We start from the raw sequence: 12,723 nt of genomic DNA on the forward strand, positions 1-12,723 counted from the left end.
ATCGTAAAGAACAAAAACTATATTGTCAAAATCCTCTCTATCTATGATAATACAGAAGGTGGAATGAATGGGAGGAGATTGTTTGCTAAAGGGGTTAAAACTAAAAAATATCATTTTCATCCTAATCGGAGCAGCGTTGTTCAGTTTCGGTTTTGTGCATTTCAATATCCAGAATGAACTTGGTGAAGGCGGCTTCGCCGGCATCACATTGATCATGTTTTTCTTGTGGAAATGGGATCCTGCACTCATGAACTTATTATTGAATATCCCGATGTTCATCATCGGCTGGAAGTTGCTCGGCCGGAAAGTATTTGTCTACACAATCATCGGCACCGTCGCAGTCTCCGTATTCTTGAAGCTGTTCCTCATTTACGAAGTGCAAGTGCACTTGCAAAATGACTTGTTGCTTGCATCCTTGTTCGCTGGCGTCTTCGTCGGAGCGGGACTCGGCATCATCTTCCGCTATGGCGGGACGACGGGTGGCGTCGATATTATCGCGCGCCTTGTTCAGAAGTATTTCGGCTGGAGCATGGGGAAAACGATGTTCTTGTTCGACGCAATAGTCATTTTCCTGTCGTGGCTGACATTCTTGAACAACCGGACGATGATGTACACGCTCGTTGCCGTATTTGTCGGCGCACGTGTCATCGATTTCGTGCAAGAAGGTGCTTATTCCGGACGGGGAGCGCTCATCATCTCTTCTGCCCAGGAAGAGATCGCAAGCCGGATTGCCGTGGAGATGGACCGTGGGGTAACGGTTCTCCGCGGCTATGGCCATTACACGAAAGAAGAACGTGAAGTGCTTTACTGTGTCGTCGGACGGAACGAGATCGTACGGCTCAAGAATATCGTGAACTCGGTTGACCCGCATGCTTTCGTGTCACTGATGGAAGTCCACGATGTCATGGGCGAAGGATTCACGCTTGATGACCAGAAAAATCCGATCGGGTAACTGAAATTGAAAAACAGGTGAAGGAAAACAATTGTTTTCCTTCACCTGTTTTATTATTATGAACGGTTCATGTTCGTATAGATTAGGAGGAGACGTGCCAGTTCAAGCACTGCTACAGCTGTTGCGGCAACATATGTCATGGCAGCTGCGTTCAACACTTTCTTCGCGTGCGGTTCTTCTTCATTACGGATGATGTTCGCGCTTAACAGCTGGTCCATCGCCCGGTTGGATGCGTTGAACTCAACCGGCAGTGTGATCAATTGGAACAGCACACCGACCGCGAGCAAGCCGATTCCAAGCAAAAGCATTCCAGGTAACGAAGAGAAAATCCCGATCATGATGAAGATCCATGAAGCATTGGATGAAATGTTGACGACCGGCACTAACCGATGACGGAAACGCAGGAACGAATAATCTTCCGCATCCTGAATCGCGTGACCTACTTCGTGTGCAGCAACTGCCGTACCGGCAACTGAAGCTTCATGGAAGTTATGGCTGCTTAGTGCAACCGTTTTCGTCATCGGGTTGTAGTGGTCACTCAACATCCCCCGGCTTTCTACGACTTTTACATCATGAAGTCCGTTCTCGTCCAGAATCTGGCGGGCAACTTGTGCACCGTTCAACCCTGAAGTCGAGCGTACTTTCGAATATTTTCCATACGTACGTTTTAATTTGAATTGGGCCCATAATGGCAAAATCAGCAATACAGCAAAATAGATTAGATATGATCCTAAACTCATGTCGATTTCCTCACCCTCTGTCTAGTCTATCTTAATTTTACTAAAGAAAGTCAATTTTGGTCAACTGGAACGCTGTTAGGGCGGTTCAACCACGCTGCGAACAACGCGAAAGCAATGCACACGATCGACAGCCAAAACGTGAAATAGCCGATCTGGCTGCTGAATTCACTCAAACTTGGATAAATCGGCATCTGGCCGAAGACATAATCGATGACATCGTTATGCAGCGTCCAGACAGCAGCGAGTGCGGCCGATAGCCAGCCAAACCGGTAATGATCGAGATACAAGACCGCTTGGAACGCCATCGCGCCATGCGATGCGACAAGCATCCATCCCATCCAGCCGATATCCCCCGTCTGCCAAAGCGTCAGCAAATTCATGCCGACTGCCCACACCCCATACTTGATGAGCGTAATGAAAGCCAGTGCTTCCATGAGGCGCCAGCGTTTCCCGATAATCCAGAAGCCTAGAACGATCGTGAAGAACAAACTCGCTGTCGGACTGTCCGGTACGAACAAGAGGAAAATCGGCTCGGTCTTTTCGAGCTGGTAGCCGTACCAATAATAGCCGTATATCGTTCCGCCGAGGTTGATGAAGAACAACAAGATGAGGAATGGCCGGAACATCAACCACACGGAAATCTTTTGGATCAATTCGTTCATTGGGGTCCTCCTTTTTGAAATCCACGTAAAATGAATTTTCACACTTCATCGTCTTGAAAAAAAAGAGCCGGATTTCCGGCTCTTTTTCGACTTGATCATTATTCAGTTTCAAGGCCTGCGATGAATTCTGCAAGAACCTGAAGGTCTTCATCCGTTCCATCCCATGATGGTGGCATTGTTTGCGCGCCGCCTTCACTGATTCCGTTCACTGCAATTTCTGCAATTTCTTCAGCAGTAAGGCCAGTGCCGGCAAGGGCTGGTCCGACTGCACCGCTCATGTCTTCACCATGACAGTTAATACAAGCTGAGTTGGTGTAGACTTCGTAGCCTGGTGCAGATGTATCAAGTTCAACCTCTTCTTTGATCTGTCCTTGTGCTTCAGCAGCTTCCCAGTCGTGGTAAGCTACAGACTGCCAAGTCAGGAATACGATAGAAGCGACTGCCAGAAGCATGAAAGCTGTCGGCAACGGACGTTTTGATGGACGTCTTTCTTTTCCGCGATCCAAGAATGGAGCAAGTGCCAATGCACCAAATGCAAGGCCTGGCATGATGATAGCGCCGACGATGTTATATGGTCCAGAAGCGAACTCATATTTCAATAATTGGTACAAAAACAGGAAATACCAGTCTGGCAATGGAATGTATGCTGTGTCTGTCGGATCCGCTTGACCTTCAAGAGGCGACGGGTGAGCGACAGTCAGGAGCAAGTAACCAATAAGGAATACTGCACCGATCATCCATTCTTTCAAAAGGAAGTTCGGCCAGAAAGCCTCGGTTTTACCAGGGTATTCGGAATAGTCTTTAGGGACGTTCGGCATTCTATGTTCTAAGCCTTTAACGCGAGAGTCCCCAACAAATTTCATCCCTTTACCGCGATGCATAATGTCCCCTCCTTTAAAAAATCTTCAAAAAGTTTCAGCTTACAGTGGGCCTGAAATCCCTTGTCTGCGAATCATGATAAAGTGAGCAGCTAGCAACCCAAGCAACGCTGCAGGTAAGAAGAATACATGAATCGCAAAGAAGCGGGTCAATGTTTGTGCACCGAGAATAACGGAATCTCCTGCTAGAAGAATCTTGATGTATTCCCCGATGAACGGTACGGAAGCGGCAATTTCAATACCTACTTTCGTAGCGAACAATGCTTTCATATCCCATGGAAGCAAGTAACCTGTGAAGCTCAGCCCTAGGATTACGCCGAATAACATAACTCCGACCACCCAGTTAAGCTCACGCGGTTTTTTGTAAGAACCAGTAAAGAACACCCGAAGTGTATGAAGGAAAATCATAACTACTACTAAAGAAGCTCCCCAGTGGTGCATCCCACGCACAATTTCTCCGAATGCTACTTCATTCTGGAGATAGTAGACCGACTGCCAAGCATTCTCGATGTCCGGAACGTAATACATTGTCAAGAACATCCCAGATAGGATCTGGATTACCGTGATGAAGAAAGTCAGTCCTCCAAAACAATAGACGAATGCTGAAAAGTGGTGTGCGGGGTTTACGTGTTCCGGTACTTCATGGTCTGCGATATCGCGCCAAATCGGCGTAATATCTAGACGCTCATCAACCCAATCATATAACTTGTTTAGCACTGGTGACGTACCCCCTAACTATTAAACTAAAGTGTTTGCTCTTGGTGCTCCGATGGCGATAAAACCATCTTGCACTTGAGTTTCATACTCGTCAAGCGGCCCAAGCGGCGGTGTACCCGCAACGTTCTGGCCATTTTTTTCATAACGCCCTGCGTGACATGGACAGAAGAATTGGTGTGGCTCTTCTGGATCGCCTGCCCAGTTCACTGTACAGCCTAAATGCTTACATACAGGTGATAGTGCGATAATTTTATCGCCTTCTTTGAATACCCAAGCTGAGTTGGTCACTTCAGATGTGTACCAAGCATCCACTTGTTCAAATGCGAAGTCGACACGTACCGGCTCTGCTGTTAGGTCATCAACGCGCTGATCTGTTAATACGAAGTCGCTCGTGCCTCCTGCTTGCAGGACTGGATCGACTGCGAAACGGATCATCGGCATCAACATTCCTGCTGCCATGAACCCGCCTACTCCTGTCAGTGTGTAACCTAAAAATTGACGTCTTGACACACGATTGTTGCTCATCCTTTTCCCCCCTCTAACATTCAAGGTCAGTCCAACGGACATACTCATTCAAATATAATAACTAGGACAATCTAATGATATATCAATCAAATCCTAAAATCAATAAGACATCTTACGAAAGCGCTAGTTTGTGAACATTTCATGAAGGATTTGTCCACCGTTTAGTGAAAAGCGGCAACACTTGTCTCAACTGGTCTTCCATCACCGATTTCCGGAACGAAGCATCCATGCTTTCGATCGGAATCGCCGGGAGCCACAAGACGTTCTCCAACTGCCCGGAATCCTTCCAGGAAACGTCTGCTGTCATGTAAAAGATGTGCTTGAAATCTGTGCCATCCATTTCCGCTTTCAATTCCTCAGCTAAGCGTATACGATCGGCCTTCTTCGCGTAGGTGATCGGTGGAAATAGAAGCATCCGGCCTTTAAATTGTTTTTCCAGTAAAGCAGTCAGTAGCTGCATATATTCAGAAGCACCTGCACTTGCTCTCATTCCGCCTGCACTGGCATCCAACTCGATGAGCGGGACGACCGCTGTGTCGACGTACTCTTTTTGGTCAATGTATTGTGCGATATCTTTTCCTGTGTAATGCATCTTATCAGTCACACTCCATTTCTTTCTTTGTGACGAATGCGTTCAGTGCTCCAGTCAGCTTCAGGAAGCGCTCACGGTCACCTGCATCAAGTGCTTCGTCGATCTGCTTCACGAGCATTTCCTCCTGGAACGCCATGAGACTCTCTTCCATGATCCGCTCGGCCGCCAGCGCGTCTTTCTTCACTTGCACCGCGTCGGTCGGCTCATATGGATTCTCTTCCAGGACGGACATATAGAGCGGCGACGGCGGGTAGCTCGGGAAATTCAGCTGAACGTACAATTCCTCTTCCGGGTTCAGCCGCAGTTCGTGGAATGACCGCTCCGCATCCGCCGTCATCAAACTCCCTTTGTAAAAACGAAACGGAGCTTCCTCTGATTCCACCGACGACATCATCATCGCACGCGGGCAGTAATGTGCCTGCTCGACAAAGTGGGTGCGTGTCAAAAGTGTATCATTGCTCAGCATGTAATTCAGAATCCAGATGCATTCGCGCCGTTTCAGTTTATAAGATTCCAAAAACCACCGGACAAACTGCTTCTTCTCATCGACAGAGATGGAAGCGGCCATAACAATTCCTCCCTCTTATTATTCCTGTTCCAAGGACTGCGCCCAATCGATCCATTCCGGATTATCCGGCTCCAGTACTTGCAGCTGTTGTATTAATTCAAGAGCGGCAGGGCGTTTTCCTTCTTCTACGAGGAACCTTGCATAAGCTTGCAGAAATTCCGGGTCGTCCGTGAAGGCTGGATACGCTTCTGCATAGTATTGTGCTGCTTTGTCGTATTGCTCCGTGCGGCTATACGCATCGGCAAGCATCGGATAAAGCCCGGACCAATCCTGTCCTTCCGTAATGATCGTCTCGTTCAATTCGATCAAATCGTCATCCTGCTCTTCCGCATGGAAATAAGCTGTCAACGTGTAAATGGCTTCCATGTACTCCGGATCCAGTGCGATGGCTTGGCGTAAATGCTCGATGCCTTCATCCTTCATCCCGAGCTTGAGTGCCAATTTCCCGGCGAACAAGTAAAATTCCTTATCGAACTCATCGCGGCTCAGACCTTCTGTAATCGTTGCGTATGCCGCTTTGTAGTTCTCCTGCATGTTCTCACTTTGCGCTTTCAATAAATACGCGGAGAAATAATCCGGGTCGCTCTCGATCAATTCTGCGAGACGGCTGACCGCTTGATCGTAAGCTTTCGTCTGGAAAGAAGCGACAGCTGCTCCGAACAAAGTGTCCGGCAAGACCATCTTTTTCAATGTCTCTTCATAATAGGGCAGCGCTTCTTCATAAGCGGCTCCCGCACTGTATACTTCTGCCAATCGTTCCGACAAATCGACACCTTCAATGACCGTGCCCTCGTTCTTCAGATCCAAATATATTTTCGCTGATTCCAAATAACGCCCGGAATCAAGCAGCAATTCCGCTTTTGCCTGCAATAGCAGTGGTTCCCCCGGCATTAACGCGATCGCTTCATCCAGCCGCTTCTCAGCCGCTTCCAATAAGCCTTGCATGTGGAACAAGTCCGCTAGTGTTACGAGTGCTTGCGGATACAGCTCGTCGTCTTCTGAAATCTCCATCAAAGCATTCAGCGCATCGTCCTCGCGATCGATTTCGATCAGCAAATTCGCGCGGTCGATGACCAGTTGGGACTCATCCGGCAAAATGAACTGCAAGTGCTCAAGGATTTTCACGGCCTCTTCCACATAGCCGATATCCGCTAGCCATTCGGATACATCGTATTGTTCATCCGGACTGCCTGACAGCAGGAAACCTTCCAACGCTTTATCCAGTGCGACGGGGCTTCCGGCCTCGACAGCCTGTTGTATTTGTTCTATATTCGCCATTTCCTCACCTACTTCATAATCTCTCTTATATCCTACACGAAAGCGGGCTTTGCTCCCAATCAAAAAGACTTCCCCGAAGGAAAGTCAGCGAATCATAGACTCAAGTTGTTCAAAAAAGTTCGGATACGAAACGGCGATGCATTCCACATCATCGATTTCAACCGGTCCATCTGTAATTAATGCCGCTACTGCAGCCATCATTCCGAGGCGGTGATCTCCGTATGATGCAAGCTTCGCACCGTTCAGTTTCGTCGGTCCATTGATGACCATCCCGTCTGTGGTCGCTTCGATGTCAGCACCAAGCTTCTTCAGCTCCGTGACGACTGCGTCGATGCGGTCCGTTTCTTTCACACGCAGCTCTTCTGCGTCTTTGATGACCGTCGTCCCTTCAGCTTGTGTCGCAACAAGTGCAAGAAGTGGAATTTCATCGATCAAGCGTGGGATAACCGCTCCGCCGATTTCCGTCCCGACAAGCTTGGAATAACGGATCGTCATGTCGGCAGAAGGCTCTCCTGCTCCGTCACGCTCCACTAGTTCAAAGTCCGCACCCATCGCCTTGATGACATCCAAGATGCCCGTGCGCGTCGGGTTCGTCCCCATCTGTTCAATCGTGATGTCGCTTCCTTCTGCAACTAATGCGGCACCGATCATGAACGCTGCAGATGAAATATCTCCTGGCACTTCAACATTCGCTGTCTTCAATTGCTGGTCGCCCGAGATTTCGATTTTGCTGTCTTCTTGGCTCAATTGAACACCGAACGTTTGCAACATGATTTCCGTATGGTTACGCGAAGGAACCGGTTCGATGATTGTCGTCGTACCTTCCGCGTTCAGCGCAGCGAGTAAAATCGCAGACTTTACTTGCGCACTGGCGACAGGCATCGTATATTCGATTGCCTTGAGCGTCTTGCCTTGCACCGCGACCGGCGTATACTGACCGCCTTCACGGCCACGGATATCCGCCCCCATTTCTCTCAGTGGATTCAGCACACGGTTCATCGGACGCTTCCCGATCGAAGCATCCCCTGTCATGATTGAATGGAAGCCGGTACCCGCAAGGATTCCGAGCATGAGCCGTGTCGTTGTGCCGGAGTTTCCTGTGTACAGCACTTCGGCAGGTTCCCTCCAGGCGTTCATGCCTTCACTCTCAACGGTTACGTGCCCACCGTCCTGTGTGATCTGGACGCCTAACTGCCGGAAGCAATCGATCGTCCGCAGACAGTCCTCTCCAGCAAGGAAACCAGTGACTTCCGTCTTCCCTTGTGCCATTGCACCGAACATCACTGCCCGGTGAGAAATCGATTTATCGCCAGGTACCTTAATGTTCCCGTTCAATACAGGTGACATGTAATTCAGCTGTTTACTCATCCGCTTCCATCCTTTCAGGAAATATACGTATCGAAATCGGTTCTCTTCGACAGACACCGCTCAGCATCCGCACGATCTTCTGACGTTTGGAAAGAAATGACGAGTATCCCGAAGACATCTTCACGCGTCTCCAAGATGCGCAAGTTAACGATACTGATCTGCTCTTCCGCAAGATGTCCCATGACTTCTGCCAAGACACCGGGAACGTCAGGCACATCGACATACAAGTCGAATGCTGAATAAAACGCACCGTGACCAGCAATCGGCAATGCATCACGCACTTGTTTTGCGTCATTGAAGTATTGTTTGATGGAATCGCCATTGTTCTCTGTAAGCAATTGTTTCAAGTCGGCCATTTCAGCCATCCAGTTATCCAGCTGCGCGAGGATTACCGGGTTGTTTTGGATCGTGATATCCCGCCACATATCCGGATTGGACGAGGCGATACGGGTAATATCACGGAAACCACCTGCTGCAAGCTGCTTCGCAAACGGGTACTGTTCTTGTTTGTCCAGCTGGTGAACGAGCGACGCCGCAATCAAGTGAGGGAAGTGGCTGACGATCGCCGTCATTTCATCATGTTCGAACGCTTGCATGACATGGACTTTCGCCTTTGTCACTTTTAGCAGCTCATGCAACTGTTCCACTTCTTCTCCGCCGATTAGTGCGGCTGTCGGCGTCAATATGTAAAATGCATTTTCGAACAAGACATCTTTCGCAGCTTCTACGCCGCTTTTATGTGAACCTGCCATCGGGTGGCCACCGATGAAGCGAAGACCGAGCCGTTCGGCAGCTTCCATGATGATCACTTTCGTACTGCCTGTGTCAGAAAACACAGCCGTATCTTTCGTTTCCCACGTTTTGCATTGTTCCATCAAAGTAAGTGTCGCACCGACCGGCGTTGCGAAAATAATCCAGTCGGCTCGTTTGACACCTTCTTCGATGTTCCGAGGCGCTTCTTGCACAACCCCCATCTTAAGTGCTTTCGTCACCGCCAGCGGATCGCTGTCAAAGCCGGTGACAAGAAGATTTTCGTTCCGTTGCAAGGCACGTGCAAGAGAACCTCCGATCAAGCCGAGTCCGATGATGAAGACGTGGCGCATCATACAGACTTCACCTGTTTCTGTACAAGGTCAGGACGCAGTTTGGTGGCATCATTCAAATAGATGTGCCGGATTTCCTGTTGGGCGATCTTCGTGTTGACATGCATCATGAGACGGATGCAGCGCGGCAAAGAGTTCGGCACGCTCATCTCATGCGTGCACATGACCGGCACGTACGTCCATCCTTCGATGGTGCGGATCGCTTTTGCCGGAAAAGCGGAAGAAAGATCCGTTGTTGTTGAAATGATAACCGATGCGACTTCATCAGGAGAAATAGAATTTTCCGCTACCATCTGCAAAGCAAGCTGGCGTGTTGCTTCGAAAATTTCATCTGCATGGTCTTCCGTTACTGTGGTCGCGCCTCTGACTCCCCGTATCATGCAATCATCCCCTTAATTAATGATTTCAATTCTCCATAAGCGGCTGTTGCTACTTGTTCATCGATTGTCTGCATGAACGGCTGTCCCGTCTGTTCAAGCATGACAAAATTCAATTGGCCGTCCGAAGACTTTTTATCTTTTTTCATGTATGGCAATAGTTCGGTAAAATCCGTTTCTCTCAGGCGTCCGAGCGGGTAATCGTTCTGCTCGGCCCACGTGAGGTAAGCAGCTAGCTTATCGTGGCGCGACAATACAAGGGCATAGGCCATTCCTAGGACGACCGCTTCACCGTGTGTGATGTTGCCATAGCCCCAGTACCCTTCTAGTGCATGCGCAAGCGTGTGGCCGAAGTTCAAGAACTTCCGCACACTTCCTTCGCGCTCATCTTCAGAGACGATGGCCGCTTTCACCAAAATGCCTTTTTCCAGGTGATCCGCTAACACTTCTTCCGTCATGTCCGAAAAGCTTCCAGCTGTCAAAAGTTCTTCAAGCCAGCCTTCATTCGAAATGAACGCGTGCTTGATCACTTCCGCCATTCCGGAACGGACTTGTTCAGGCGGGAGACTCGTCAGGAGTGATGTCTCATAAACGACCGCTGCGGGCTGATAGAACGTGCCGACCATATTTTTCCCTTGTGGGTGGTTGATCGCCGTCTTCCCGCCGACTGCACTGTCATGAGCCAAAATGGTCGTCGGCACTTGAATGTACGGAATGCCGCGCATGAATGTCGATGCGACGAATCCGACGACGTCTCCTGTTGCACCCCCGCCAAAAGCGATTAGCACAGATTTTCGTGAGAATCCTTCAGTCAGCAAGAACGTTTGGCAGTCCATGAAGACGTCCACGGATTTCGCCTGTTCGCCGGAAGGGATGACTTTCGTCAATACCGGTAAGCCATCAAGTTCTTTCATCAGCTTATCCAAATGGAGCGCCGCGACCTTCTCGTCCACTATGACCGCAATTTTGTCCGCCTGTCCGAGAAGCTCTCCGTACACTTGACTGAAAAGCCCGAAGACACCGGCACCGATATGGACGTTGTATGGTTCACTTGCTTGGACCTCCAAAGTTTTCACGGTTCAGTACCCCTTTGCGTATTGTTTGAACTCTTCGATATTCGCCTTCAAGCGTGGGAGTTGGTCAGCATCGAACTGCTCAAGCAACGCTTTTGCCACTTCGAATGCGACAACGTGTTCTGCAACGATCGACGCTGCCGGTACTGCACAGCTATCCGAACGCTCGATACTTGCTTGGAACGGCTCTTTTGTGTCGATGTCGACACTTTGGAGCGGCTTGTACAATGTCGGGATCGGCTTCATCACACCGCGTACGACAATCGGCATCCCCGTTGTCATGCCGCCCTCTAATCCGCCAAGACGGTTCGTTTTGCGTGTGTAGCCCTGCTCTTCGTCCCACAGGATTTCATCGTGCACTTCGCTTCCAGGTTTGCGTGCCATTTCGAAGCCAAGACCGAACTCGACGCCTTTGAACGCATTGATGCTCATTACCGCACCAGCGATTTTCGAATCAAGCTTGCGGTCGTAATGGACGTAAGATCCAACTCCTGCAGGCATGCCTTCGACCACCACTTCGACAGTTCCACCGATCGAGTCTCCGTTTTTCTTCGCCTCGTCGATTAGGTCCGTCATTTGTTTCGTGACGCTTGGATCTGCACAGTACACTGCGTCTTCTTCGACGATTGCGCGGATTTCACTCGCTGATTTGCCTTCGTATGTTTCCGGATTCGTCCGGATGCCTCCGATTTCCGTAACGTGAGAGACGATTTCAACGCCGAGCTCTGCAAGCAGCTGTTTCGCTACTGCTCCAACTGCAACGCGTACAGTCGTTTCACGTGCTGAAGATCGTTCAAGGACGTTACGCAAGTCGCGGTGGCCATATTTCATACCGCCGTTCAGATCCGCATGTCCTGGACGTGGTCGCGTAAGCTGACGCTTCACTTCTGCATCGTCTTCGACAGGTTCGATACCCATGACGTTCGTCCAGTGCTTCCAGTCATCATTTTTCACGACAAGAGCAACCGGGGAGCCAAGTGTCAAGCCGTGGCGCACGCCGGAAACGATCTCCACCGTGTCTTTCTCGATCTGCATTCTTCTCCCACGCCCGTGACCTCCTTGGCGCCGTTTCAACTCTTTGTTGATCATTTCTGCAGTCAGTGGCATTTGAGCCGGTAAACCTTCTATAATAGCTGTCAATTGTGGCCCATGGGATTCTCCCGCTGTTAAGTAACGCATCGACACTTTCCCCCTTCAACGTGCTAAAGTATTATATATATCACTATAACATATCATATTCGTTCAATTCTATATGATTTCACTGAAAAACGAAACAATCAAAAAAGTGTTGCAGGTGTAATAGAAAAGACCGCTCGGACAACCAAATAATGGCTGTCCGAGCGGTCTTTTGCCGAAGCTTGGGAATTAGTTTACCCAGCTAGACATTGTTTTTTCGTATGTTACCAATTCTTCTTCTTTGAAGAACAAGCCGATTTCGCGCTCAGCGCTTTCAGCTGAATCCGAACCGTGGATCATGTTTTTGCCGACAGTAACTGCGAAGTCTCCGCGGATTGTTCCTGGAGCTGCATCTTTAGGGTTTGTAGCGCCCATCATCTGACGTGCAGTCAAGATAACGTTTTCACCTTCCCAAACCATTGCGAATACAGGACCTGAAGTGATGAAGTCAACCAATTCACCGAAGAATGGGCGCTCTTTGTGCTCGCCGTAATGCTCTTCAGCCAATTCAGTTGGGATCTGCATCAATTTCGCTCCAGCAAGGTTGAAACCTTTTTTCTCGAAACGTGCTACGATTTCACCGATTACGTTGCGTTGAACGCCGTCTGGTTTTACCATCAAAAATGTTTTTTCCATTTTATAAACACTCCTCTTTCCCAAAATCGGGCGTGTTGCCCACCTTAAAAAATACTATCATTGTCCACTTAAAAGTCA

At 49.2% G+C, this 12,723-nt stretch carries 15 protein-coding genes; 1 reads left to right on the plus strand and 14 read right to left on the minus strand.

All coding sequences use genetic code 11. The features are described 5' to 3' along the window. Positions 1-82 precede the first annotated feature (82 nt). Positions 83-952: a YitT family protein gene (locus GIW82_RS03185; protein WP_154748455.1), complete on the plus strand. Its 870-nt coding sequence runs from the start codon at positions 83-85 to the stop codon at positions 950-952. Between the two features lie 56 nt (positions 953-1,008). On the opposite strand, the gene GIW82_RS03190 is transcribed toward GIW82_RS03185, so the two are convergent. From GIW82_RS03190 to ndk, 14 genes are all read right to left on the minus strand, one after another. Further along, positions 1,009-1,692, minus strand: a complete 684-nt coding sequence (locus tag GIW82_RS03190) for a zinc metallopeptidase (RefSeq protein ID WP_154748456.1) — start codon at positions 1,690-1,692, stop codon at positions 1,009-1,011. A 50-nt stretch (positions 1,693-1,742) separates the two neighbouring features. Further along, entirely contained in the window at positions 1,743-2,354 is a 612-nt protein-coding gene (gene lhaT / locus GIW82_RS03195; protein ID WP_154748457.1) for a lipoprotein heptaprenylglyceryl N-acetyltransferase LhaT, read from the minus strand. Between the two features lie 98 nt (positions 2,355-2,452). After that, positions 2,453-3,235, minus strand: a complete 783-nt coding sequence (locus GIW82_RS03200; RefSeq protein ID WP_154748458.1) for a menaquinol-cytochrome c reductase cytochrome b/c subunit — start codon at positions 3,233-3,235, stop codon at positions 2,453-2,455. Between the two features lie 39 nt (positions 3,236-3,274). Then, a complete protein-coding gene (qcrB, locus tag GIW82_RS03205) occupies positions 3,275-3,949 on the minus strand; it encodes a menaquinol-cytochrome c reductase cytochrome b subunit (protein WP_370455979.1) in 675 nt (224 codons plus the stop codon). Positions 3,950-3,970: 21 nt separating this feature from the next. Continuing rightward, complete coding sequence (locus tag GIW82_RS03210; protein ID WP_154748459.1) at positions 3,971-4,474, minus strand: QcrA and Rieske domain-containing protein; 504 nt, start codon at positions 4,472-4,474, stop codon at positions 3,971-3,973. 139 nt (positions 4,475-4,613) lie between these two features. Continuing rightward, the gene (locus GIW82_RS03215) at positions 4,614-5,078 is read right to left on the minus strand and encodes a DUF2487 family protein (RefSeq protein ID WP_370455980.1); all 465 of its coding nucleotides are present in this window, start codon (positions 5,076-5,078) and stop codon (positions 4,614-4,616) included. Beyond that, a complete protein-coding gene (locus GIW82_RS03220; RefSeq protein WP_154748460.1) occupies positions 5,071-5,634 on the minus strand; it encodes a ReoY family proteolytic degradation factor in 564 nt (187 codons plus the stop codon). The genes GIW82_RS03215 and GIW82_RS03220 overlap by 8 nt, the downstream gene beginning before the upstream one ends. An 18-nt stretch (positions 5,635-5,652) precedes the next feature. Then, entirely contained in the window at positions 5,653-6,912 is a 1,260-nt protein-coding gene (locus GIW82_RS03225) for a tetratricopeptide repeat protein (RefSeq protein WP_154748461.1), read from the minus strand. Positions 6,913-6,996: 84 nt separating this feature from the next. Continuing rightward, the gene (gene aroA / locus GIW82_RS03230) at positions 6,997-8,280 is read right to left on the minus strand and encodes a 3-phosphoshikimate 1-carboxyvinyltransferase (protein WP_154748462.1); all 1,284 of its coding nucleotides are present in this window, start codon (positions 8,278-8,280) and stop codon (positions 6,997-6,999) included. 14 nt (positions 8,281-8,294) lie between these two features. Further along, on the minus strand, positions 8,295-9,386 hold the full coding sequence (locus GIW82_RS03235; RefSeq protein ID WP_154748463.1) for a prephenate dehydrogenase: 1,092 nt from the start codon (positions 9,384-9,386) through the stop codon (positions 8,295-8,297). Further along, positions 9,383-9,763 (minus strand): chorismate mutase, encoded by a 381-nt coding sequence (aroH, locus tag GIW82_RS03240; protein ID WP_154748464.1) that lies wholly within the window; start codon positions 9,761-9,763, stop codon positions 9,383-9,385. The genes GIW82_RS03235 and aroH overlap by 4 nt, the downstream gene beginning before the upstream one ends. Continuing rightward, a complete protein-coding gene (gene aroB, locus GIW82_RS03245; protein ID WP_370455981.1) occupies positions 9,760-10,836 on the minus strand; it encodes a 3-dehydroquinate synthase in 1,077 nt (358 codons plus the stop codon). The genes aroH and aroB overlap by 4 nt, the downstream gene beginning before the upstream one ends. Positions 10,837-10,839: 3 nt before the next feature. Beyond that, positions 10,840-12,012, minus strand: coding sequence for a chorismate synthase (gene aroC / locus GIW82_RS03250; RefSeq protein ID WP_154748465.1), 1,173 nt, complete (start codon positions 12,010-12,012; stop codon positions 10,840-10,842). A 186-nt stretch (positions 12,013-12,198) separates the two neighbouring features. Then, entirely contained in the window at positions 12,199-12,645 is a 447-nt protein-coding gene (gene ndk, locus GIW82_RS03255; RefSeq protein ID WP_154748466.1) for a nucleoside-diphosphate kinase, read from the minus strand. Positions 12,646-12,723: the final 78 nt, after the last annotated feature.

Origin of the sequence: Planomicrobium sp. YIM 101495 (assembly GCF_009707665.1) — a bacterium.
GTDB lineage: Bacteria > Bacillota > Bacilli > Bacillales_A > Planococcaceae > Planococcus.

What these genes read in the sequence shown, in the direction of transcription:
- aroH (WP_154748464.1), bottom strand. Translation starts at nt 9,763, where the DNA reads ATGATACGGGGAGTCAGAGGCGCGACCACAGTAACGGAAGACCATGCA.
- GIW82_RS03190 (WP_154748456.1), bottom strand. Translation starts at nt 1,692, where the DNA reads ATGAGTTTAGGATCATATCTAATCTATTTTGCTGTATTGCTGATTTTG.
- GIW82_RS03210 (WP_154748459.1), bottom strand. Translation starts at nt 4,474, where the DNA reads ATGAGCAACAATCGTGTGTCAAGACGTCAATTTTTAGGTTACACACTG.
- aroC (WP_154748465.1), bottom strand. Translation starts at nt 12,012, where the DNA reads ATGCGTTACTTAACAGCGGGAGAATCCCATGGGCCACAATTGACAGCT.
- GIW82_RS03200 (WP_154748458.1), bottom strand. Translation starts at nt 3,235, where the DNA reads ATGCATCGCGGTAAAGGGATGAAATTTGTTGGGGACTCTCGCGTTAAA.
- lhaT (WP_154748457.1), bottom strand. Translation starts at nt 2,354, where the DNA reads ATGAACGAATTGATCCAAAAGATTTCCGTGTGGTTGATGTTCCGGCCA.
- GIW82_RS03225 (WP_154748461.1), bottom strand. Translation starts at nt 6,912, where the DNA reads ATGGCGAATATAGAACAAATACAACAGGCTGTCGAGGCCGGAAGCCCC.
- ndk (WP_154748466.1), bottom strand. Translation starts at nt 12,645, where the DNA reads ATGGAAAAAACATTTTTGATGGTAAAACCAGACGGCGTTCAACGCAAC.
- aroA (WP_154748462.1), bottom strand. Translation starts at nt 8,280, where the DNA reads ATGAGTAAACAGCTGAATTACATGTCACCTGTATTGAACGGGAACATT.
- GIW82_RS03235 (WP_154748463.1), bottom strand. Translation starts at nt 9,386, where the DNA reads ATGATGCGCCACGTCTTCATCATCGGACTCGGCTTGATCGGAGGTTCT.
- GIW82_RS03220 (WP_154748460.1), bottom strand. Translation starts at nt 5,634, where the DNA reads ATGGCCGCTTCCATCTCTGTCGATGAGAAGAAGCAGTTTGTCCGGTGG.